This is a genomic window from Bradyrhizobium sp. GW821-FHT13H05 (assembly GCF_058804065.1).
On sequence record NZ_JBXAPO010000001.1, the window covers coordinates 955928 to 976921 of the forward strand.

A 20994-nucleotide genomic window follows, 5' to 3' on the forward strand; every position below is an offset into this window, starting at 1 on the left:
GATCGTCCTCTTCGTTTCCGCCCGACGGCATTCTTATTGCTTGCCGCTTGGGATGATGTCGATCATGCTCCCGTGAAGGATGCGGATAAAGCCGCAAATTGTCAGGGAGGCATGATCGCCGTGAAGGAGCAATTCGCTCTGCGGAATTGTGACCACCCCGGCTGGTTGTCCGCACGGCGAATGCATAGATCAGCGGCTTCCCGTCTCCGAGAGATCACGCCATGGAACATCCGAAATACAAGATCGCGCTCATCGTCGGCGCCGGTGAAGGCCTGAGCGCCTCGCTGGCGCGCCTGCTCTCTGCACAGGGCATCCGCGTCGCGCTTGCCGCGCGGAAAATCGAGAAGCTCGGTGCGCTCTGCGCCGAGACGGGCGCGAAGGCCTATGCCTGCAACGCCACCGAGCCTGAGGAGGTCGAACGCCTGTTTGGCCTGGTCGAGCGCGAGATCGGCACGCCCGACCTCGTCGTCTACAACGCCAGCGGCCGCACCCGCGGGCCGTTCGTCGATCTTGTTCCGGCCGACGTCGCGAACGCGATTGCGGTCAGCGCTTACGGCGGATTCCTGGTGGCGCAGCAAGCCGCAAAGCGCATGCTGCCGAACAAGCATGGCGCGATCCTGTTCACCGGCGCTTCGGCCAGCGTCAAGGGCTATGCGCAGTCCGCCTCCTTCGCGATGGGCAAGTTCGCACTGCGTGGCCTCGCGCAGAGCCTGGCGCGCGAATTGTCGCCGCAGGGCATCCACATCGCGCATTTCGTGATCGACGGCGGCATCCGCAGCGCGGCGCGGACAGAGCCGGAAGACAAACCGGATTCGATGCTCGATCCCGATGCGATCGCGGAGAGCTATTGGAGCGTGTTGCAGCAGCCGCGCAGCGCCTGGAGCTGGGAGCTGGAGCTGCGGCCCTGGGTGGAGAAGTTTTGAGGCGATAGCTTGGGCCGACAACGTCACAACAACCGTCATTGCGAGCGAAGCGAAGCAATCCAGAAATGTCTCCCCGGAAACAGACTGGATTGCTTCGTCGCTTCGCTCCTCGCAATGACGAGAGGAGAGAGCAGAGATGACCACGGAAACCACCATCGATACCGGCACCAATGAACTGCTCTGCGTCATTCGCGACCGCGTCGCTGTCATCACGCTGAACCGGCCGGAGGCGCGCAACGCGCTGTCGGACACGCTGACCCCGGCGCTGCGGACGATGATCCGCACCTGCGGCGAGAGCCCCGATGTCGGCGCGCTCTTGATCACCGGCGCGGGCGAAGCCTTTTGTGCCGGCGGCAACGTCAAGGGCATGGGCGCGCACCGCGACCCGAAGAAGCTCGAAATGTCCTTTGATGACAAGGTCACCGATCTCCAGGAGCGGCAGCGATTGCTCACCGGCGCGCTGGTGTCGGTGCGCAAGCCGACCATCGCCGCCCTACCCGGCCCCGCGGTCGGCGCCGGGCTTGCCATCGCCATGGCCTGCGACATCCGCATCGCCGCGCAATCGGCCTTCGTCGCCACCGGCTATGCCCGCATCGCACTCAGCGGCGACTACGGCATCGCCTGGCTGCTGACGCGGCTGGTCGGCACCGCCCGGGCGCGCGAGCTGCTGTTCACCGGCGATCGCGTCGATGCCATCAGGGCCGAAGCCATCGGCCTCGTCAATCGCGTCGTGCCCGACGACAAGCTGCAAACCGAGGCCTTCGCCCTGGCAAAGTCACTCGCCGAAGGTCCTCGCCTCGCGCTGCGCTACATGAAGGACAATCTCGACGAGGCCGTGCTGTTCGACTTCGAGACCGCCCGCGATCACGAGGCCGAGCGGCTGATCCGCCTGACCACCACGGCCGATCACAAGGAAGCCGTGCAGGCGTTCATCGAGAAGCGGAAAGCGGTGTTCACGGGGAAGTAGGCGCCGATCCGTAGCCCGGATGGAGCGAAGCGTAATCCGGGAAAATCTGCGCCTGCGGAAAAGATTCCCGGACTGCGCTTCGCTTCATCTGGGCTACGAAGAAAAAATGCCCGGCGCTGGACGACCAGGCCGGGCTCGCAGTGGTGTCAGGCCGAGGCTGAGGGGCTTTCGGCCTGACGGGAAAGGGCAGCGAGACGCCAGCTCGCACAGGGAATGTCCTTCGGAGCGACCGTGATCTCCTTGTCGAAGCGCACCAGCTTCCAGTCGTCGGGATGGTTGACGAAAGCGAAACCGGATTTGCGCGCGAGCGAGATCATGGTCTGGTTGGAGCGCAGCGTGTCGCCGAACATATGCTCGGCGCCGAGCGCCGCCGCACGGCATTCGAGATTCTTCATGAGCGCGGTCGCGATGCCATGGCCCTGCCAGCGATCGTCGACGGACAAGCCGAATTCCAACGTCGCGGTCTCAGCATGGAGCGCATAGCGCGCCTCGGCGACGATGGTCTCGAAGCCATCGACCATCTTGGTCGCGACCACAGTGAAACGATCGCGTGCGCCGACCTGCAGGAAATCGTTCAGCAAGCCCTTCGGCAATTCGCTGATCGCGCCGAAGAAGCGATTGTAACGTGAGCGGGTCGTGAGCGAGCGGAAATAGTGCTGGAGCTCCTCAGTGTCGCGCGGCTCGACAAAGCGCACGTTGAACGCCTCACCGTGCCGGGTGCGCAGGACATCCGAGTACTGCTTCAAATCTTCCAGGCGGAGAGTGCTCATGACAAATGACCCAAGGCAAAAGGGACCGCCGGCGCCCCCGTGAACGGGCGGCGCCGGCCTGGCGGCCAATCAGGCCCGCCAGAAGGGTTTGTCGGCCTCGTAGGCGATGTCGGTCCAGGACAGGCCCACATCGTGGAGATCGCGGGCGGTCCAGTTGGTCAGCTCGCGCCTGGTGCGATAGCGCTCGTGCCACACGTGAAGGGTCTCGCCGATCTGCTGGATCAGGCCGTTTGCATGATGATTTGTCATCGAATTCTGGATCAAAGTAGACATTTTCAGCTCCTGGAGCTAAGTTGACCGCCAATATCTGCTTTTGGGTGCACTGCCACAAACGACAATTTGTACCTCTTCGCATGAAATAACGTCATGTATCCTGCTGCCAGATGACTGCCAGATTGCCCTCCCTGAACGGATTGCGGGCGTTTGAGGCCGCCGCGCGGCATCTCAGCTTCACGCTGGCAGCAAGCGAGCTGAACGTGACCCAGACCGCGATCAGCCATCAGATCCGCAGGCTCGAGGAGGAGCTCGGCATCCGCCTGTTCATCCGGCAGAACCGCGCGCTGGCGTTGACGCCAGAGGCGCGCGATTATTTGCCGGGCGTGCGCGCCGCCTTCAACGACCTCCGCCTCGCCACCGACCGTCTCTTGCGCAAGGACGACGACAAGGTGCTGACGGTCTCGACGCTGGCCTCGCTCGCGGCAAAATGGCTGCTGCCGCGGCTGACCGATTTCCAGGAACAGCATCCCGGCATCGACGTCCGCATCACCACGTCGACCAGCCTCGTCGATTTCCAGCGCGACGATGTCGATACCGCGATCCGCTATGGCCGCGGCCAATGGCCGGGCCTGCGCGCCGACTGGCTGATGGCGGACGAGCTGTTTCCGGTGTGCAGCCCCTCTCTCCTTCGGGGCGACAAGCCGCTGCGCCAGCCAGAAGATCTACGAGGCTATCCGCTGCTGCACACCTCCAACGCCAACAGCGATGATTGGCGTCTCTGGCTGACGGCGGCGGGCCTGCCGGCCGACATCGCCAAGCAGCCCGGCATCACCTTCGACATGATCTTCATGACCATCCAGGCCGCAATCGACGGCATTGGCGTGGCGATGGGGCGGACCTCCTATGTCCAGGACGACATCGCCAAGGGCCGGCTCGTGGTGCCCTTCAAGATCGCGCTGCCGGCGGATGCCGGCTTCTACCTGGTCTCGCCGCAGGGCCGCCGCGAGGCGCCGAAGCTTGCCGCGTTCCGTCAATGGATGATTGCTGCAACGCAGAATAAAGCCTGAAAAATCATCAGCTTCCCCAGCAAATTCGATTGACTCGCAACGCATCGCGCGAGATGGGGTAGACAGATTGTCACAGCATCAATCTGTCGCCTTGCCGTGAAATGAATTCCGGTCCGGCCGCGTCTTCAGGGGAGTAACGTCATGGCTGGACCAGCAGCTTCAACCAATCCACCCGAGATCAAGTCGCGCATCGGCGCGATCCTTCGCGCCACCTCAGGCAATTTTCTCGAGCAGTTCGACTTCTTCCTGTTCGGCTTCTATGCCGCCGCGATCGGCAAGGCGTTCTTCCCCTCGACCAACGAGACGGCGTCGCTGCTCAACACCTTCGGCGTGTTCTGGCTCGGCGCGCTGATGCGGCCCGTCGGCGCCATCGTGCTCGGGGCCTATATCGACCGCATCGGCCGCCGCCAGGGCCTGATCGTCACGCTCGGCATCATGGCGATCGGCACCGTCGTGATCGCGTTCTGTCCGAGCTACGCGACCATCGGCATCGCGGCGCCGATCATCGTGCTGATCGGCCGCCTGCTGCAGGGCTTCTCCGCCGGCGTCGAGCTCGGCGGCGTGTCGGTGTATCTCGCCGAGATCTCGACGCCCGGTAATCGCGGCTTCTACACCTCGTTCCAGTCGTCGAGCCAGCAGGTCGCGATCTTCGTGGCCTCGATCCTCGGCTTCATCCTCTCCGAGGTGATGCCGGCCGACACCGTGGCCGCATGGGGCTGGCGTATTCCCTTCTTCGTCGGCTGCCTGATCATTCCCTTGATCTTCTTCCTGCGGCGTACGCTCGAGGAGACACCGGCCTTCCTCGCCATGAAGAAGCACCCGACGGCAAACGAGGTGTTCGCCTCCGCGCTCGCCAACTGGCGCATCGTGCTCCTCGGCATGATGATCGCGATCCTGACCACGACGACGTTCTACTTCGTCACGGTGTACACGCCGACCTTCGGCAAGACCGTGCTGAAACTGTCGACACAGGATGCGTTGCTGGTGACGCTGCTGGTCGCCGTCACCAACTTCATCTGGAATCCGGTCGGCGGCGCGCTGTCCGACCGGATCGGCCGCAAGCCGGTGCTGCTCGCCATCGCCGGCCTTGCACTCCTCACCGCCTATCCGGCGCTGTCCTGGCTGGTGGCCGCGCCAACCTTCGGCAAGCTGCTCGCGGTCGAGATGATGTTCTCGTTCTATTTCGGCATGTACAGCGGCACCATGCTCGGTGCCCTTGTCGAGATCGTGCCCGCGCATGTGCGGACCACCTGCTTCTCGCTGGCCTTCGCACTCGCCGCCGCCCTGTTCGGCACCTTCACGCCGTTCGCCTCGACCCTGCTGATCGACTACACCGGCAACAAGGCCGCACCCGGTCTTTGGCTGATGTTTGCGGCAGCACTCGGCATCATCGCGGCACTGGTCGTCTATCGCGGCGGCGGCAGGGCTGTGACGACGTATGATACGGCGGCGGAGCCGGTTGCGGGGCACTAGGACGGTATCATTCCGGGGCTCGCTCTTCTTCACCTCTCCCCGCTTGCGGGGAGAGGTCGGATCGCTTTTGCGATCCGGGTGAGGGGGTACAGGTCTCTCGACGATCTCGTGTGTGGAGAGAGCCCCTCACCCCAACCCTCTCCCCGTAAGAACGGGGCGAGGGGGCAGACCTCCGGTGCCGCTTACAGCTCCACCACCACGTAGTCGCTCTCGACCTTCACCGGGATGGTCTCCGCAACATACAGCCCCTTCACGACAGTCGCGCCTGGCTCAACGTGCGCAGGATAAGCCTTCACGCGGAAGCGGCGGGGATCGCAATAGGACTGGCCGGTACGGATATCGAACTCCCAGCCGTGCCAGGGGCAGCGAATGATCTCGCCTAACTTGGTGTATTCGATCTCGCCGGGGTCACTCGACTGCGCGAGGCCGATCAGCGGCCCCTCGCACAGCGCCGCGCCCTGATGCGGGCAGCGGTTCATCAGGCCGAAATATTCGCCTTTGATGTTGAAGACCGCGATCGGCCGTCCGTCGATCTCCAGGAATTTTCGCGTGCCGGGCGGAAGCTCATCCACAGGCGCAATGACGTGTCTTGCCATCAGGACATGCCGTACAGCTTCTTGGCATTGCCGAGATAGAACGCCTCGCGGTTGTCTTCGCTAACGCCCGCCGGCAGCACGCGCGACGGCTCGTCATAATCCCAATGCGGATAATCGGTCGCGAACAAGAGGCGGTCCCAGCCGATCCATTTGATGACATCGAACAGATCCTCGCGCCTTTCAGGATCCTCCATCGGCTGCGTGGTCCACCACACCTGCTCGCGGATATATTCCGACGGCGGCCGCTTCACATGCGGCACCTCGCTGCGCAGCCGCTGCCAGACCTTGTCCAGTCGCCAGGCCAGTGACGGCGCCCAGCCGAAGCCGGCCTCGATCATCACCATCTTCAATTTCGGAAAACGCTCGAACACGCCTTCGAGCACGAGGCTTGCCAGCGCCGATTGCTGGCACTGCGAATGCCCGACCATCTCCTCGATGTAATAGGAAGGCCAGCCCGACGGCGTGATCGGATTGCCGCCAAAGCCGAAGGCGTGGACGCCGACCGGCAACCCCGCCTCTTCCGCGGCCTGATAGATCGGCCAGTAGCGGCGCTGGCCGAGCGGCTCGACATTGCGGCTCAGCAACAGCACCTGCACAAAGTTCCTGTCGCCGGCGCGCTCGCGGATTTCGGCGGCGGCCGACAGGCCGTCCTCATTGCCGACGACAATGGACGCCTTCAGCCGCTTGTCCTTGCTGGTCCATTTGTCGATCTGCCAGTCGTTGATGGCCGAGCACAGCGCAGCCGAGAGCTCGTGGTTGCGGATGCCCTGCCCGGTGTTGAGCGGATTGAGCACCCCCAGCTGCACGTTGTTGGGATCAAGCAACTGCTTCTGCATGAAGGAGAGCGAGGAGCCTTGCGGCCCGCCCTCCGGCGGATAGGCATCGCGGCGCGAGGCGTTCGGCTGCGCCTTCGGATAGGGCGGGCCTTCCATCATGCCCTGATAGGCATGAACGCCGTAGACTTCGAGGTGATGCTGCCAGCGTTTGGCGAGATAAGGATAGAGTTCGGTCCGGGTCGCGCGGGCCGGATGGATGTCGCAGTCCGCGATCGCGGTCTTTGTCGCGTTCTTGGCATTGACGGGGGAAGCGGCTTCGGTGCCTTCGCGGAACTGGATATTCATCGCCTTGCCTCCTTTGGCAGCGGGCTCACGTCAAGCGGGGATAGGTTGCATGCGGATTGTCGATCATGATCTTGCGCACGAGATCGGGGGTGAGACCTTCGGGCAGCGCGTCCTGGCCGTCGAATTGCCAGTGCGGATAGTCCGTGGAGAATAGGACCAATTCGTCGGACTGCATATGATCAAACAGGCGAATTAATGTCTCGGCGTCCGGCGGTGCATCAAATGGCTGTAACGAGAAGCGGATGTTGCTGCGCACAAGTTCCAGCGGTGCGCGATCGACCCAGGGCGTCTCCATCCGCACCCCGCGCCAGAACTTGTGAAGCCGCCAGAGATAGGGGGAGATCCAGGAGACGCCGGATTCCAGCATCACCATTTTGAGCCGCGGATATTTGACGAACACACCCTCGACGATCAGGCTGGTGAGCTGGGTCTGGAACGCCTGGGCCTGACCGACATAATCCTCGATGTGGTAGGAACCCCAGCCGACCGCGGTCGGCGGATTGTGATAGGCGGAACCGGCGTGGATGCCCACCGCGAGATCCAGCCGTTCCGCCGCCTCGTAGATCGGCCACAGCGCGCGCTTGCCGAGCGGCGTGTCGCCCATCACCAGCATCAGGACCTGCACGAAGCGCCGGTCCTGCGCGCAGCGCTCGATCTCGGCGACGGCCTTCTCGACGCTTTGCGTGGGGATCACGATCGAGCCACGCAGCCGCTTGTCGCGATCGAGCCATTCCTTCACCAGCCAGTCGTTCAGCGCGCGGCAGAACGCGGCCTGCAAATCTTCCGAAAACACCATCTGCACGCCGTAAAGCGGATTGCAGATGGCGAGCTTGAGCTGAAAGGGATCGAGCACATGGCGCTGCATGTCCGCCAGGCTCTCGCCGGGTTTTCCCGTCTCGGGCCGCCAGTCGGGCCGCGCCACGATCGGCGAGTTCTGCGGATAGGATTGCGAGACGAGATCGACCATGCCGCGCGTCGTCACCTGATCGCGCCAATAGTCGTTCAGGTACGGCAGCAGGCTGGTCAGATGCGGCACGGCCGGATGCACGTCGCAATCGACGCCGCCGGCGATCAGGGACGCCATCACGTCTCCCTCACGTTTCCTCGTCTTGTCGCGGGCGGCGCTCGGCCGCTCCGCTCTTGTGTCCACCATTCAAGCAGGCCTGCCCGTCGCCTGCAACTCGGCCAAGGCCACTGTCATATGCTAGGAAGGCTGAGCTCGGTTGCGAAGGCAAAAGGGGTTTTAGGGATGAAAGAGCTCGTCGGCATTGCGGAACAGGTCGCGGCCAAACTGATCGCGCGCAAACAGACCATTGCGGTCGCCGAATCCTCCACTGGCGGCCTGATCTCGGCCAGCCTGCTCGCGGTGCCCGGCGCGTCGGCCTACTTCCTCGGCGGCGCGGTGGTCTACACCCGCGATGCCCGTCGCGTACTGATGGATATTTCGGATGACGGCATGAAGGGCTTTCGCTCCTCATCGGAGCCTTATGCAAAGCTGCTCGCCGAACAGATGCGCGGCCGCTTCGGCTCCGACTGGGGCCTCTCCGAAACCGGCGCCTCCGGCCCCACCGGCAACCGCTACGGCGACGCCGCCGGCCATAGCTGCATGGCAGTGGCGGGGCCTGTGGCTGAGGTGATGACGCTGGAGACGGGCAGCGGCGACCGGTTCGGCAATATGCAGGTGTTTGCGGCGACAGCCTTGAAGCTGTTGCTGAGGAAGCTGGAGGGGTGAGCTACTGCGCAGCTCATCCGAGGATGGATGATTGGGGCTAGGAGCAGGACAGGCCGTTGCCGGGCTCGCGGCACAGCTTCGCGCGAACCTCGACGATATCGATGTTGTACGTCCTGGCTCTCCGCATGCGGGAGACGTAGGCCGCGTCGGCACTGTCTGCCGAAAGCAGATTGAGCTGCTTCTTGGTCGCCGCGCTGCACATCAGACCAGGATTGCCGTCGAGATATCTCGACTCGGCGCCAAGCTCCGGTCGGGTGAGCTCTGCGAATGGCCCCAGACGCAGTTGCGTTTCGATCGCCGCGATCTCCGCGTCGCTCGCTTGTGACCGGGCAACACCCTTCATCTTGCGTTCGAAGCCGTTTGCGATCGCCGCCCCATGTGCCGCCCCAAGATCCGCAAACTCCTGTGCGGCGTCCGGAAATTCATCGCCCTGGGAACCAGCCAAAAGGTAGGACTTGCAAGCCAATGGGTTGCTCGCAAGCTTCAGAAGGGCCGCCAGCTCCGCCCGGTCCAGGGCATTGATGTGCTCGTCGTCGGCATAGGATTCCATCTCGTTGGCCAGGATCATGTTGAGCACGCCATTCGCGGCGGGCCATCCGCCCTCGTTGAACGCCTCTTCAGTCTCCCGAAGAAGGACCGCCCTAAGAGCTGGATCGCTGCGGGCAATCGACGCAGCCAAAGGAAAGCGCCCAATGTTCAGATCGAAATCGCGCGCAAACGCGCTTGGCCCGGAGAGGTTCGCATATGCGAGGTTTCCGGCCAGCAGGGCGACGGCGACGAGCAGCAATATGGATCGTCTGGTCATGCGAGCGTTCTGGCGTGGCGACTGCCGGACATGATCTCACGCCACGTCGCCGCCTTCCATTGCAACTACAAGCTGCCCTTAATGATTCCTTTCGCAGCCATTTGCAAGTTGCCCGCGTGCAGCAGCTATCGCCTCAAATGCCGCATGAAAATCCGCACCACATAGCCGTGCACCCGAGGCGCCTCGTCGTAGAGGTCCGATGCGATCCGCTCGATGGTTTCGCGCAGGGACAGGAACTGCGCCTGGCGCGCGCTGCTCTCGGTGCCTTGCATACCCGCGAGCTCATCCATCGCGGCGTCGCTGATCTGGCATTGCACGACTTCTCCCTCATTCAGCATGGTGAAGCGAAAGGCCAGCCGTTCAAGGTCATGGCCAATGATCTTGTCGCGCGTCAGCGGCATCAAGTCGTCCCGGTCGAGCCCCCGCGACGGACAATGCTGAATTTCGGGCGACTTGTCAGCAGCATGCGAATAGAAAAACGTAGACTCGGCAATTTCTTCCTGAGGTTGTATCATCACCGGTCTTGATGCGGCGAGCCAAGGGAGCAGAGGATGTTCCTGTGGAGAGGCGTTCTCGATCGCTCCGCCTATGTCCGATGCGCGGCGATTGCGGTTGCCCTCGTGCCGGCGACGAGCTTTCTGTTTCTTTATCTGCAAAACGGTCCAAAACCATATTGCCCTTTGGCCCTGTGCGGAGGCGCGTTTTCATTTCTGTTCTGGCAAGTCTTTGTTGCCGTTCCGCTCACGGTGATCGGGATCATCTGCGCGGCCAGAGCCCGCGATGCCGGCTTGCGGCCATCGCTCGGTTGGCTGGTGCCAGTCATATTGTTCGGCGATCAAGCTGTCCTGGAATATACCGGGGCTGGCCGATTCTATGACGTGACCTTCACGTCAATCACGGGTCTTCCCAACTATCCCTTTTTTACCGCGTTCGGGCTGACCCTGATGGCGTTGCTCGCGGTGCCGGCGACCGGGATGATGCGCCACGTCGGCGGGGCGATCATCGACATTGCGGCGCTCGTCCTGCTGAAATGGATCGCCATCTGCGCAGTCTTTTTCGGCGAGAGGTTCTTCCTTCCGCTTGTCGCAGCCTACGTTCCGTCCATCGCGGCCTGGCTCTATATACCCCTCGCCTACGCCCCTCATGCGATGCCGCCCTTCCTTGCTTTGGCAGCCTATCGGCTCTGGCGGCCGCCGCCGCCCAATTCGGCACCGCTGCGCCCTGCCAAGCCAAATCTCTGGCGACCGAAACGAGCGGCGTTCATCGGCGCCGCAATCGCCGTGGCTTTTCTGCTCTGGTCGATATTGCCAACCACGAGCTTGCCCGCGGCCCTCTATTCGATCCCCGTCGTCCTGGGGCTGCTATTGCCGACCATTCTGCTGCCGACATTTGTATTTTACGCCATCTTCACCGCGGCCATTTTCCGCTTTCTGGCCAGGCGCGATGCCGTCGGCACCATCGCCCTCATCACGGCCTCGGTCCCGCTCGCGTTCTGGATTCTGTCTTTCGCCCTGGCGCTCCATGCCAAGGCACGGGAAAGAGCTGAGGTCGCGGCCATTCCGAAGGCCGCGTTGCCAGCCAGTTTCGGAGGCATCGTCGTTGAAGGCGACGACCCCGGGCTGGTGAATTGCGCGCTTGAACGCATTCTCTCGGCCAAGCGGGAGATCGGTGATGTGCTCACCCATTCCCAGGCGTCGTCGAAATATGCCCAGTTCACCCTCGCGACGCTGCACAGCGGCCGAGAGGTCGACGGCGCGCCCGCCGAGCACATCCTGATCCGGCTGCCCCATCTCCCGGAATTCCTGCAAAGCCGGCATCAGATCGCGGACCCCGCCACGCCGTCGGTGGAAATCCGTGCCGTCGATCCAGGCGGACCGCATCTCGTCGCCGCGACATACACGGCCGACCATCCGGCGCCGAAATTTCCTCCGCTGCTGACGACCCGCGGCTGGTACAATCTCGAGCGGATGGACTCAGACCTTTCGTGCGAGCACGTCAAGGCTTTCCTCGAGCGCGAGCTGCTCGACAAGCTGCCGCGCGCGCCGACGTGAACCGACCGGCAGCCCTGACTACTGGAACGCGACCTCGGCGAAACTCCGCAGCTTTCGCGAATGCAGCCGCTCCGATTCCTGCTGCTTGAGCCGTTCCAGCGCCTTCAGGCCGATCTCGAGATGCTGGCCGACGCGGCGGCGGTAGAATTCGCTGGCCATGCCGGCGAGCTTGATCTCGCCATGCAGCGGCTTGTCGGAGACGCAGAGCAGCGTGCCGTAGGGCACGCGGAAGCGGTAGCCGTTGGCGGCGATCGCGGCCGATTCCATGTCGAGCGCCACCGCGCGCGATTGCGACAGGCGGCGGATCACCTCCGGGCCCGAGATCTCCCAGTTGCGGTTGTCAACGCTCGCCACCGTGCCGGTGCGCATCAGGCGCTTGAGCTCAAAACCTTCGAGGCCCGTGACGTCCTCGACCGCCTCCTCCAGCGCGACCTGCATCTCGGCCAGCGCTGGGATTGGCACCCACAGCGGCAGTTCGCGATCGAGCACGTGGTCCTCGCGCACGTAACCATGCGCGAGCACGTAGTCGCCGAGCCGCTGCGTGTTGCGCAGGCCCGCGCAATGGCCGAGCATCAGCCAGGCATGCGGCCGCAGCACCGCGACATGGTCGGTGACGTTGCGCGCATTGGATGGGCCAGTGCCGATGTTGATCAGGGTGATGCCGCGATAGCCCGGCGCGACCAGATGGAAGGCCGGCATCTGCGGTACGCGTGTGGGCGCGTCTCCGGTCGTCGCTCCGCCAGCACGCGTGATGACGTTGCCGGGCGCGACAAAAGCGTCGAGGCCGGCCTCGCCGGACTGAAGCCGCTGCTGGCACATCTGCGCGAAGGCATCGACATAGAACTGGTAGTTGGTGAAGATCACGAAGTTCTGGAAATGCTCGGGGTCGGTGCCGGTGTAGTGATAGAGCCGGCGCAGCGAGTAATCGACGCGGGCGGCGCGGAACAGGGACAGCGGCTCGGGTGCGCCGGCCTGAAGCTGGAACGTGCCGTCCGCAATCGAATCGTCCATCGTGGCGAGGTCAGGCACGTCGAACGCATCGCGCAGTGATCGCGTGACGTTGGAATTTTCGCTGGTGGTGATGGCGGCTTCGATGTTGATGTCGCGGCGATAGGCGAAGTGGATCGGGATCGGCTCGGCGGATTCGCCGATCTCGACGGGCACGCCGTGGTTCTGCATCAGGAGACCGATCTGCTCGGTCAGATAGCTGCGAAACAGGTCCGGCCGCGTCACGCTGGTCTCGTGCACGCCGGGTCCGGCGACGAAGCCATAGGAGAGACGCGAATCCAGCCGCGCATGCGTCGCGGTGGTGAGGCGGACGAAGGGATAATAAGCGCGCACCCGCGTGGTGATCGCCTCGCCATTGACGTAAGCCTCGAACCGGTCGCGCAGGAATTTTGTGTTGCGCTCATAGATTTCTTCGAGACGGGCGACGGCAAGGCTGGCGTCGGTGAAGGATTTGGTGGCGATGGAGGATGGGGATTGCATGGTTCGACCGCCGGGTTGCTGGGGCTGAATCGAACTATAGCAAAGAAGGAGGTGCTGTAGGGTGGGTCAGCACAGCGTAACCCACCACTTCTGCTTCCGCGGATAGAGAGGTGGTGGGTTACGGCTTCGCCTAACCCACCCCACGCGGGTATCGCGCGTCATTTCTCCCGGAACGCGCGCATCAACTGGTCGTGCAGCGGCTTCATCAGATAGGACAGCATGGTGCGGTCGCCGGTCTGGACGAAGGCTTCTACGGGCATGCCGGGGATCATCCTGGAGTCGCCGAGGCGCGCGATCTCGTCCGCCGGCAGCGAGACGCGGATGGTGTAATAACTCTGGCCGGTGCGCTGGTCGGTGGTGACGTCGGGCGAGACGCGGCTGACGACGCCGTTGAGCTCGGGCGTGGTGCGCTGATTGAAGGCGGACAGGCGCAGCAGCGTCTTCTGGCCGATCTGGAGCTTGTCGATATCGACCGGATTGACCTTGGCCTCGACCTGGAGGTCGTCGGCCTGCGGCACGATCAGCATCAGCGCATCCCCGGCGGTGATGACGCCACCGACCGTGTGCACGGTCGATTGCAGCACCATGCCGTCCTGCGGCGCGCGGATGTCGACACGGCGGAGCTGGTCTTCGGCGGCGACCTTGCGCTCGATCAGCTCGCCGATCTTGTCGTTGGTCTCGCGCAGATCCTTGGAGACCTCGCTGACCATGTCCTTGTCGACCTGGATGATCTGGAGCTCGGTCTCGGTGATCTTGCCCTTGGCCTGCGCGCGCGAAGCAATGTACTGCGCGCGCTCGCCGTTGAGGCGGGCGTTGTCGCGCTCGAGCGTGGTCAGGCGCGAGAGCTGCACCAGGTGCTTGTCGTAGAGATCGCGGACGCCGACCAGCTCCTGCTGCACCAGCGAGATTTCCTTGTCCTTGGCGCGCTCCTGCGCCGAGAGACCCTCGATCTCCTCGTTGAGCTGCTGGATGCGCTCGCGCAGCTGCGCTTTCTGGCCGGCGCGGCCGTTGACGCGGACGTCGAACAGCTTGGTTTCGGCGGAGAGCAGCGCCTTGACGTCAGGATCGCTACCGCGATCGAGCAGTGATTGCGGGAAGTCGACCTTGTCGATCCCGCGTTGCTCGGCCTGGAGTCGTGCTGCGCGCACCTGCGCCGCGTCGAGATTCTTGGTGACGATCGCGAGGTTCGCCTTGGTGACGGTGTCGTCGAGCCGCACCACGATGTCGCCGGCCTTGACCACGTCGCCGTCGCGGGCACGCAGTTCGCCGACCACGCCGCCGGTCGGGTGCTGCACCTTCTTGACGTTGGATTCGACCACGATCTGGCCCGGCGCGATCAGCGCGCCGGAGATCTGCACGGTGGACGCCCAGCCGCCGAGACCGACGACCAGGAGCAGCACGATGCCGAGCCCGAGCATCAGGTGGAACTTGATGGAATCCCGCACGGTCTTCCTGGCGACGGGCTTGGCGCCGCCGATCGTCATCGTGCTCATGCCTTGGCTCCGCCTTCGCTGACGATCTTGATCGGCGCCGGCGGGGTCACGCGCGGCTGCAGCACCTGGGCGAGCACCTGCTCCTTCGGGCCGAAGGCCTGCATGCGGCCGTCGCGCAGCACCAGGATCTGGTCGACCGCCTCGACGCCGATCGGGCGGTGCGCCACCACGATGACGATGGCGCCACGCTCGCGCGCGCCGCGGATGGCACGGGTCAGCGCCTCGTCGCCTTCGGTGTCGAGATTGGAGTTGGGTTCGTCGAGCACGATCAGGAACGGATGGCCGTAGAGCGCGCGCGCCAGCGCCACGCGCTGGGCCTGGCCTGCGGAGAGCGAAGTCCCCTGCTCGCCGACCTGCGTGTTGTAGCCTTCGCGCATCTTGATGATCATCTCATGCACGCCGGCTTCCTTGGCGGCGGCGATGATGCCGTCGGAGGTGGCCTCGGGATCGAACCGGCTGATGTTCTGCGCGATGGTGCCGCCGAACAATTCGACGTCCTGCGGCAGATAGCCGATGTGGCGGCCGAGCATGTCCGACGCCCATTGGTCGAGCGCCGCGCCGTCGAGCCGCACCTTGCCGCGCACCGGATGCCAGACGCCGACCAGCGCGCGGATCAGCGAGGATTTTCCGGAGCCGCTCGGCCCGATCACGCCAAGGCCGTTGCCGGCTTCGAGCGCGAAGGTGACGTCTTGCACGATCAGGCGCTGGTCGCCCGGCGGCACCATGGCGATGCCTTCGACCGAGAGCCGGCTGGTGGGCGCCTGCAATTGCGTCGGCATCGTCTGCGCCGGCATCTGCTCCAAAAGACGGGTGAGACGCTGCCAGCTCTGGCGGGCCGCAACGAAGGATTTCCAGTGCGCGATGGCGAGATCGACCGGCGCGAGCGCGCGGGCGGACAGGATCGAGCCGGCGATGATGATGCCGGCGGTCGCTTCCTGGTGGATGACGAGATAGGCGCCGACTGCGAGCACGGCCGATTGCAGCATCATGCGCAGCACTTTTGCCACCGCACCGAGGCCACCGGCGACATCGCTCGCACGCTGATTGCCGACCAGATATTTTTCGTTGGCCTCGCTCCAGCGCTGGTTCATCCGGCCGGTCATGCCCATCGACACCATGACTTCGGCATTGCGGCGGCTGGACTGGGCGATGTCGTTGCGCTGGGCGGCAAGGCCCATCGCCTCCTTCGCCGGCTGACGGGACATGAACTCGGTGACCAGCGTCAGCCCGACCAGGATGACGGCGCCGACCAAAGCGGTGACACCGATCATGACATGGAAGGCGAAGCAAATGGCCAGGTACAGCGGCAGCCAGGGCAGATCGAAGAACGCGCTCGGGCCCATGCTGCCGAGGAAGGAGCGGACATTGTCGAGGTCGCGCAGCGGCTGCAGGCCCTCGTTGCGGTTGCCGACCAGCAGCGGCAGGCGCACGATGGTGTCGAACACACGCTTGTTGAGGGCCTCGTCCAGCGCGGTGCCGATCCGCCCCAGGATCCGGTTCCGGATCATGTCGAGCACGCCCTGCGCCGCATAGAGGAAGCTGGCGAGGACGATCAGGCCGACCAGGGTCGGAACGCTGCGGCTCGGCAGCACCCGGTCATAAACCTCCAGCATGAAGATCGACCCGGTCAGATAGAGCAGGTTGATCATGCAGCTCATCAAGCCGACGCCGACGAACGCCGTGCGACAAGCGCGCAAGGCGTCACCGAGCTCTGAACGGCGGACGCCAGGTACGGCTGCCATCAGTCTGATCTCTTTCAGGTGAGGGGCATGGCCCCTGATTTCACAGGCGGTTCAGGGGTACTCGCCCCGGATTAACATGGCGTCTCCCCTGCGGCGAGCGAAGACGAATTCATCCAGTCCCCTGATGGACCACATCACCCCTTGACGGCCTCGCACGCAAGTCCGGTATTCACAGTCTTTGCGGCTTTTTATGGCAAAGATCGCCGCCTCCCCCCAGCCCTGGTCCGGCCTTGGGGAGAGGCGGAAAGTTCCGATCGACCGAACCGGGCAGCCGCTAGAACCGGCCCCCGCCGCGTACCAGGCGGACCACCAACAGCAGGATGATGGCGCCGATCGCGGAATAGATGATCTCCGAGACCAGCCCGACGCCGATATGGATGCCGAGCTTCGGGAACAGGAAGCTCGCGACAAACGCGCCGGCGATGCCGATCACGATGTCGCCGATGATCCCGAACCCGCTCCCGCGCACCACCTTGCCGGCGAGCCAGCCGGCAACCAGACCGACGAACAGGATGACGATGAGGCCTTGGCCAGAAATGTACATAAGTTGAAGTCCCTCTCCATGAACGGGGGCATGGAACCGGAATCGGGATGAATGGGGTCTGAATGCTGTTCCGCCGCGACCGGGTTGGGGGTCGGCGAAACAAAAAAAGTCGAAAACAACCCCATGCACAGTAGAAGTGCGCCTAGCCAGTGGCGCGCGGTGAACTGTGACAACTCGGTGTTGTCGTAGCGGAATTTTGAAATCAGGAGCAAGCTGCCCTTCACCTCTCCCCGCATCCGCCTTCGCCCGAAGGCGGGCTTCGGCGGACAAGAGAGCGGGGCGCGGGAGCGCACCGGTTATGTCGCCGACACCGGCTCCGCCAGCACGCACCTCGCCGCCCGGCCCGGGCCGACTTCCACATTCGCTGGCAATTGCTCGATGCAGCTTGGCTGGGCCACAGCACAACGCGGGGCGAAGGAGCAGTTGTTCGGCTTTTCGGCCAACGATGGCGGCGTGCCGGGGATGGTTTCGAGGCGTGCGCCGCGCTTGGCGCCGTGGATGGTGGAGGCGAGCAGACCCTTGGCGTAGGGGTGCACCGGGCTGCGGACGATGTCGCGGAGCGTGCCCTGCTCCACGATCTGGCCGGCATACATCACCGCGACGCGGTCGCAGATCTCGATGGCAACGCCGATGTCATGGGTGACGAAGATGACGGACATGCCGAACTCGCGCTGCAGCTCGCGCAGCAGCAGCAGGATCTGGATCTGCACGGTGGCATCGAGCGCGGTGGTCGGCTCGTCCGCGAGCAATATCTTGGGACGGCAGGCGAGTGCGAGCGCGATCATCGCGCGCTGGCGCATGCCGCCGGACATCTCGTGCGGATAGGCATCTAACCGGCGCTTGGCCGAGGGAATGCGCACGACCTCGAGCATTTCGAGCGCACGCGCCCTGCCCTCCGCATGAGATTTGCCTTCGTGACGCACCACGCTTTCGGCGATCTGCGCCCCGATCGTGTAGACCGGATCGAGCGCGAGCGCGGGCTCCTGAAAGATCATCGAGACGGTCTGGCCGCGGAACGAGGACAGCTGCTCGTCGTTCATGGCGAGCACGTCGCGTCCCATGACGTTGACCTTGCCCGTGATCTGCGTGCGTTTCTTCGGCAACAGCCGCATCAACGCACGCAGCGTCACGCTCTTGCCCGAACCGGACTCGCCGAGCAGGCCCAGCACCTCGCCGTCACCGAGCGAAAGGCTGAGATCGTTCACGGCATAGACCGTGCGCTCGCCGGTGAAGCGGATGTTGAGGCCTGAGATGTCGACGAGCTTTGTCATGACGGCAGTGTGGGTACCCGGTCGTGATAATCAGTGACGCGCTGGAAGGCGGCGCCGATGGTGAGCAGGGTCGCTTCATCGAAGGAGCGGCCGATCAGCTGCATGCCGACAGGCAGGCCGCTCCTGGTGAAACCCGAGGGCACGGTGAGCGACGGCAGGCCAAGGAAGTTTACCGGGCGGGTGAACAGCGTCAGGCGCTGCACCATGGCCGGCGCGTTCGGCCCGCCGCCGACATCGCTCTCCTCGATGGTCGGCGCCGGTACCGGCGATGCCGGCGCGACGATCGCGTCGACGCCTGATGTCGCAGCGTTATGCGCGGCGAGGGCCGGCCCGCGCCAACGCATCGCTTCAAGATAGGTGATGGCGGGAACGGCGAGACCGTTCTGCAGCCGCATCAGCACCTGCGGGCCGTAATCCTGGGGGCGCTCGATCATCCAGCGCTTGTGGAAGGCGGCGGCTTCCGCCGCGAGCACGAGCTGGCTCGCCGAGGACAATTGCCGCTGGTCCGGCAGCTCGACTGTGACGATGTCGGCGCCCTCGCGCTTGAGCACCGCGATGGTCTCGTCCAGCACGCGCGCAACCTCGCTGTCGAGATCGTCGACATAGAACGACGAGGGCACGCCGATCTTGAGCCCCTTCAGCGAGCTCTTGGTCGCCGCGACATAGTCCGACAGCGGCTCGTGGCTGGTGGTCGAATCCGCGGGATCGAGACCGGCCATCAAGGCCAGCAACAGCGCGCAGTCCTCGGCAGTGCGTGCGAGCGGGCCCACCGTGTCGAGCGATTGCGACAGCGGCATCGCGCCGGCGCGGCTGACGCGGCCGACGGTGGTCTTCAGGCCCGTGACGCCACAGAAATGCGCGGGCATGCGGATCGAGCCGCCGGTGTCCGAACCGAGCGCCGCATAGGTCAGGCGCGCCGCGACCGCCGAGCCCGAGCCCGACGACGAGCCGCCGGTGATGTGGGCGACGTTCCAGGGATTGCGCACCGGGCCGTAATGGGCGTTGTGACCGGTCGGGCCGTAGGCGAACTCGGCAAGGTGCAGCGTGCCGAGCCGGACCTGGCCGGCGTCCTTCAGCCGCTGCAAGGCGGTGGACGTCACGGTCGGCACGAAATCGCGGCGGATCAGCGAGCCGCAGGTCGCGACCTTGCCAGCGTCGTAATACATGTCCTTGTGCGCGAGCGGCACGCCGTGCAGCGGACCGCGGACATTGCCCTTGGCGAGCTCGACGTCGGCGGCCTCGGCCGCCTTCAGCGCGGACTCGGCTTCGACGGACATGAACGCATTGAGATGCGGCTGCCACTGCGCGATGCGATGCAGCAGCGCGCGCGTCACCTCATGCGAGGACACCTGCTTCATCTCGATCGCGCGCGCGACCTCGGTGAGCGTCATCAATGCAGGTTCACGGCTCATTTCGACACCTTCGCCGTCTGCGCAATCGGATAGAGCGCGGGCTCGAGATCGAACGGCAGCGTGCCGGCGATGGCTTCAAAACCTTCGAAGGCAGGACCGATGGAATTGGAGATGCGCGTCGCGATCTCGTCGTCCACGGGGACGCCGGCCACTTGCGCAATCGGCTTGATCTCTTTGGGTGTCGGTCTAGTCATGCTGTTCCCTCTGCGGGCGCGCGGCTATGGCCTGAACCCGGGATCGCCATGTAGCACGCGGCTTCGTGGCCCATTCTATCGACGGCCGTGAGCTTTGGTGCTGCATTTGCGCAGAGCGGCTCCGCAAATGCGCAGCGGGTGTGGAAACGGCAGCCCGGTGGCGGGTCGATCGGATTGGGCGGATCGCCCGTGATCGGCGGCTTCTCGGTACGACGATCAGGATCGGACGACGGCATCGCCGCGAGAAGTGCGCGCGTATAGGGATGCGCGGGGTTGTCCCAGACCTGGTCCACGGGCCCGAGCTCGACGACCTCGCCGAGATACATCACCAGCACGCGGTCCGAGATGTAGCGGACGACGTTGAGGTCGTGGCTGATGAAGAGATAGGTCAGACCGAATTCGCGCTTGAGATCGGCGAGCAGATTGAGCACCTGCGCCTCGACGGATTTGTCGAGCGCGGAGACGGCTTCGTCCAGAATCACCAGCCGTGGCGACAGCGCGAGCGCACGCGCAATGTTGACGCGCTGGCGCTGGCCACCGGAGATTTCGTGCGGATAGCGATTGGCGAAGTTTTCAGGACGCAAGCCGACCTTGCCGAGCAGCTCGCGCGCCAGCGCACGGGCCGCGCCGTCGGCCATGCCGTGGACCTTGGGGCCGAAGGCGATGGATTCCTCGATGGTCAGGCGCGGATTGAGCGAAGCGTAGGAATCCTGGAACACCATCTGCATGCCGCGGCGCAGTTCGCGCAAGCTCAGCGACCGGCCGACGGCCATGCCGTCATAGATGATCTCGCCGGTATCGCGCGGCATCAGATGCATCAGCAGGCGCGCGGTGGTGGACTTGCCGCAGCCGGACTCGCCGACGATGCCGACCGTCTCGCCCTTGGCGACGGAGAAGGAGACGTTGTCCACCGCACGCACGGTGCGTTTCGCGGCGAACAATCCGCCGCGGACCGGAAAGTGCTTTGTCAGGCCGTTGACCTGGAGCAACGGCTGCGCGATGCCGCCAAGGTCTTCGATCGGCTCCAGCATGGCGACGGAATTGCTGCTCTCGCTCATGGCATCTTCACGCCGTCATGGCCGGGCTTGTCCCGGCCATCCACGCCTTGCCACGCGGACCAAAGATCGTG

At 64.4% G+C, this 20994-nt stretch carries 21 protein-coding genes; 6 read left to right on the plus strand and 15 right to left on the minus strand.

Annotated elements, in window-relative coordinates; genetic code table 11:
* Nucleotides 1-221: 221 nt before the first annotated feature.
* Nucleotides 222-923, plus strand: coding sequence for an SDR family oxidoreductase (locus AC1RR3_RS04475; protein ID WP_492819688.1), 702 nt, complete (start codon nucleotides 222-224; stop codon nucleotides 921-923).
* A gap of 136 nt (nucleotides 924-1059) precedes the next feature.
* Complete coding sequence (locus AC1RR3_RS04480) at nucleotides 1060-1890, plus strand: enoyl-CoA hydratase (protein ID WP_492819690.1); 831 nt, start codon at nucleotides 1060-1062, stop codon at nucleotides 1888-1890.
* 146 nt (nucleotides 1891-2036) lie between these two features.
* On the opposite strand, the gene AC1RR3_RS04485 is transcribed toward AC1RR3_RS04480, so the two are convergent.
* Together AC1RR3_RS04485 and AC1RR3_RS04490 are read right to left on the minus strand one after the other, a co-directional pair.
* Nucleotides 2037-2660, minus strand: a complete 624-nt coding sequence (locus AC1RR3_RS04485) for a GNAT family N-acetyltransferase (RefSeq protein WP_492819692.1) — start codon at nucleotides 2658-2660, stop codon at nucleotides 2037-2039.
* Between the two features lie 69 nt (nucleotides 2661-2729).
* A complete protein-coding gene (locus tag AC1RR3_RS04490) occupies nucleotides 2730-2933 on the minus strand; it encodes a DUF1127 domain-containing protein (RefSeq protein WP_492819694.1) in 204 nt (67 codons plus the stop codon).
* A 110-nt stretch (nucleotides 2934-3043) separates the two neighbouring features.
* Here AC1RR3_RS04490 and AC1RR3_RS04495 point away from each other — a divergent pair, with 110 nt between their 5' ends.
* Together AC1RR3_RS04495 and AC1RR3_RS04500 are read left to right on the plus strand one after the other, a co-directional pair.
* Nucleotides 3044-3943, plus strand: coding sequence for a transcriptional regulator GcvA (locus AC1RR3_RS04495; RefSeq protein ID WP_492819696.1), 900 nt, complete (start codon nucleotides 3044-3046; stop codon nucleotides 3941-3943).
* A 141-nt stretch (nucleotides 3944-4084) separates the two neighbouring features.
* Entirely contained in the window at nucleotides 4085-5416 is a 1332-nt protein-coding gene (locus AC1RR3_RS04500; protein WP_492819698.1) for an MFS transporter, read from the plus strand.
* Between the two features lie 182 nt (nucleotides 5417-5598).
* Here the strand turns inward: AC1RR3_RS04500 and AC1RR3_RS04505 are convergent, their stop codons facing one another.
* The 3 genes from AC1RR3_RS04505 to AC1RR3_RS04515 are packed head-to-tail and all read right to left on the minus strand — an operon-like array spanning nucleotide 5599 to nucleotide 8217.
* Nucleotides 5599-6012 (minus strand): Rieske (2Fe-2S) protein, encoded by a 414-nt coding sequence (locus tag AC1RR3_RS04505; protein WP_492819700.1) that lies wholly within the window; start codon nucleotides 6010-6012, stop codon nucleotides 5599-5601.
* A complete protein-coding gene (locus AC1RR3_RS04510; RefSeq protein ID WP_492819702.1) occupies nucleotides 6012-7133 on the minus strand; it encodes an amidohydrolase family protein in 1122 nt (373 codons plus the stop codon). Before AC1RR3_RS04510 ends, AC1RR3_RS04505 begins: the two co-directional genes overlap by 1 nt.
* Nucleotides 7134-7158: 25 nt before the next feature.
* Nucleotides 7159-8217, minus strand: coding sequence for an amidohydrolase family protein (locus AC1RR3_RS04515; protein ID WP_492819704.1), 1059 nt, complete (start codon nucleotides 8215-8217; stop codon nucleotides 7159-7161).
* Between the two features lie 165 nt (nucleotides 8218-8382).
* On the opposite strand from AC1RR3_RS04515, the gene AC1RR3_RS04520 reads away from it, so the two are divergent.
* On the plus strand, nucleotides 8383-8865 hold the full coding sequence (locus AC1RR3_RS04520) for a CinA family protein (RefSeq protein WP_492819706.1): 483 nt from the start codon (nucleotides 8383-8385) through the stop codon (nucleotides 8863-8865).
* Nucleotides 8866-8902: 37 nt separating this feature from the next.
* Here the strand turns inward: AC1RR3_RS04520 and AC1RR3_RS04525 are convergent, their stop codons facing one another.
* Together AC1RR3_RS04525 and AC1RR3_RS04530 are read right to left on the minus strand one after the other, a co-directional pair.
* Complete coding sequence (locus tag AC1RR3_RS04525; RefSeq protein WP_492819708.1) at nucleotides 8903-9670, minus strand: hypothetical protein; 768 nt, start codon at nucleotides 9668-9670, stop codon at nucleotides 8903-8905.
* A gap of 125 nt (nucleotides 9671-9795) precedes the next feature.
* Nucleotides 9796-10185 carry a DUF1488 family protein gene (locus AC1RR3_RS04530; protein ID WP_492819710.1) on the minus strand — a complete coding sequence of 130 codons (390 nt, stop codon included), beginning with the start codon at nucleotides 10183-10185 and terminating at the stop codon, nucleotides 9796-9798.
* Between the two features lie 36 nt (nucleotides 10186-10221).
* Between AC1RR3_RS04530 and AC1RR3_RS04535 the strand changes: the two genes are divergently transcribed.
* Complete coding sequence (locus tag AC1RR3_RS04535; RefSeq protein WP_492819712.1) at nucleotides 10222-11721, plus strand: hypothetical protein; 1500 nt, start codon at nucleotides 10222-10224, stop codon at nucleotides 11719-11721.
* A gap of 18 nt (nucleotides 11722-11739) precedes the next feature.
* On the opposite strand, the gene AC1RR3_RS04540 is transcribed toward AC1RR3_RS04535, so the two are convergent.
* From AC1RR3_RS04540 to AC1RR3_RS04575, 8 genes are all read right to left on the minus strand, one after another.
* The gene (locus AC1RR3_RS04540) at nucleotides 11740-13209 is read right to left on the minus strand and encodes an AMP nucleosidase (RefSeq protein WP_492819714.1); all 1470 of its coding nucleotides are present in this window, start codon (nucleotides 13207-13209) and stop codon (nucleotides 11740-11742) included.
* 158 nt (nucleotides 13210-13367) lie between these two features.
* Nucleotides 13368-14702 carry an HlyD family type I secretion periplasmic adaptor subunit gene (locus AC1RR3_RS04545; protein WP_492819716.1) on the minus strand — a complete coding sequence of 445 codons (1335 nt, stop codon included), beginning with the start codon at nucleotides 14700-14702 and terminating at the stop codon, nucleotides 13368-13370.
* On the minus strand, nucleotides 14699-16444 hold the full coding sequence (locus AC1RR3_RS04550; RefSeq protein WP_492819718.1) for a type I secretion system permease/ATPase: 1746 nt from the start codon (nucleotides 16442-16444) through the stop codon (nucleotides 14699-14701). Before AC1RR3_RS04550 ends, AC1RR3_RS04545 begins: the two co-directional genes overlap by 4 nt.
* 274 nt (nucleotides 16445-16718) lie before the next feature.
* Nucleotides 16719-16988 carry a GlsB/YeaQ/YmgE family stress response membrane protein gene (locus AC1RR3_RS04555; RefSeq protein WP_492819720.1) on the minus strand — a complete coding sequence of 90 codons (270 nt, stop codon included), beginning with the start codon at nucleotides 16986-16988 and terminating at the stop codon, nucleotides 16719-16721.
* Between the two features lie 296 nt (nucleotides 16989-17284).
* Nucleotides 17285-18259, minus strand: a complete 975-nt coding sequence (locus tag AC1RR3_RS04560; protein WP_492819722.1) for an ABC transporter ATP-binding protein — start codon at nucleotides 18257-18259, stop codon at nucleotides 17285-17287.
* Entirely contained in the window at nucleotides 18256-19671 is a 1416-nt protein-coding gene (locus tag AC1RR3_RS04565; RefSeq protein WP_492819724.1) for an amidase, read from the minus strand. Before AC1RR3_RS04565 ends, AC1RR3_RS04560 begins: the two co-directional genes overlap by 4 nt.
* A complete protein-coding gene (locus AC1RR3_RS04570; protein WP_492819726.1) occupies nucleotides 19668-19865 on the minus strand; it encodes a hypothetical protein in 198 nt (65 codons plus the stop codon). The genes AC1RR3_RS04565 and AC1RR3_RS04570 overlap by 4 nt, the downstream gene beginning before the upstream one ends.
* Nucleotides 19862-20923, minus strand: coding sequence for an ABC transporter ATP-binding protein (locus AC1RR3_RS04575; protein WP_492819728.1), 1062 nt, complete (start codon nucleotides 20921-20923; stop codon nucleotides 19862-19864). Before AC1RR3_RS04575 ends, AC1RR3_RS04570 begins: the two co-directional genes overlap by 4 nt.
* Nucleotides 20924-20994 lie beyond the last annotated feature (71 nt).

Bases quoted from the DNA above. Each gene is read 5' to 3' on its own strand.
- AC1RR3_RS04475 (WP_492819688.1), top strand. From the start codon at position 222: ATGGAACATCCGAAATACAAGATCGCGCTCATCGTCGGCGCCGGTGAA.
- AC1RR3_RS04480 (WP_492819690.1), top strand. From the start codon at position 1,060: ATGACCACGGAAACCACCATCGATACCGGCACCAATGAACTGCTCTGC.
- AC1RR3_RS04485 (WP_492819692.1), bottom strand. From the start codon at position 2,660: ATGAGCACTCTCCGCCTGGAAGATTTGAAGCAGTACTCGGATGTCCTG.
- AC1RR3_RS04490 (WP_492819694.1), bottom strand. From the start codon at position 2,933: ATGTCTACTTTGATCCAGAATTCGATGACAAATCATCATGCAAACGGC.
- AC1RR3_RS04495 (WP_492819696.1), top strand. From the start codon at position 3,044: ATGACTGCCAGATTGCCCTCCCTGAACGGATTGCGGGCGTTTGAGGCC.
- AC1RR3_RS04500 (WP_492819698.1), top strand. From the start codon at position 4,085: ATGGCTGGACCAGCAGCTTCAACCAATCCACCCGAGATCAAGTCGCGC.
- AC1RR3_RS04505 (WP_492819700.1), bottom strand. From the start codon at position 6,012: ATGGCAAGACACGTCATTGCGCCTGTGGATGAGCTTCCGCCCGGCACG.
- AC1RR3_RS04510 (WP_492819702.1), bottom strand. From the start codon at position 7,133: ATGAATATCCAGTTCCGCGAAGGCACCGAAGCCGCTTCCCCCGTCAAT.
- AC1RR3_RS04515 (WP_492819704.1), bottom strand. From the start codon at position 8,217: ATGGCGTCCCTGATCGCCGGCGGCGTCGATTGCGACGTGCATCCGGCC.
- AC1RR3_RS04520 (WP_492819706.1), top strand. From the start codon at position 8,383: ATGAAAGAGCTCGTCGGCATTGCGGAACAGGTCGCGGCCAAACTGATC.
- AC1RR3_RS04525 (WP_492819708.1), bottom strand. From the start codon at position 9,670: ATGACCAGACGATCCATATTGCTGCTCGTCGCCGTCGCCCTGCTGGCC.
- AC1RR3_RS04530 (WP_492819710.1), bottom strand. From the start codon at position 10,185: ATGATACAACCTCAGGAAGAAATTGCCGAGTCTACGTTTTTCTATTCG.
- AC1RR3_RS04535 (WP_492819712.1), top strand. From the start codon at position 10,222: ATGTTCCTGTGGAGAGGCGTTCTCGATCGCTCCGCCTATGTCCGATGC.
- AC1RR3_RS04540 (WP_492819714.1), bottom strand. From the start codon at position 13,209: ATGCAATCCCCATCCTCCATCGCCACCAAATCCTTCACCGACGCCAGC.
- AC1RR3_RS04545 (WP_492819716.1), bottom strand. From the start codon at position 14,702: ATGAGCACGATGACGATCGGCGGCGCCAAGCCCGTCGCCAGGAAGACC.
- AC1RR3_RS04550 (WP_492819718.1), bottom strand. From the start codon at position 16,444: ATGGCAGCCGTACCTGGCGTCCGCCGTTCAGAGCTCGGTGACGCCTTG.
- AC1RR3_RS04555 (WP_492819720.1), bottom strand. From the start codon at position 16,988: ATGTACATTTCTGGCCAAGGCCTCATCGTCATCCTGTTCGTCGGTCTG.
- AC1RR3_RS04560 (WP_492819722.1), bottom strand. From the start codon at position 18,259: ATGACAAAGCTCGTCGACATCTCAGGCCTCAACATCCGCTTCACCGGC.
- AC1RR3_RS04565 (WP_492819724.1), bottom strand. From the start codon at position 19,671: ATGAGCCGTGAACCTGCATTGATGACGCTCACCGAGGTCGCGCGCGCG.
- AC1RR3_RS04570 (WP_492819726.1), bottom strand. From the start codon at position 19,865: ATGACTAGACCGACACCCAAAGAGATCAAGCCGATTGCGCAAGTGGCC.
- AC1RR3_RS04575 (WP_492819728.1), bottom strand. From the start codon at position 20,923: ATGAGCGAGAGCAGCAATTCCGTCGCCATGCTGGAGCCGATCGAAGAC.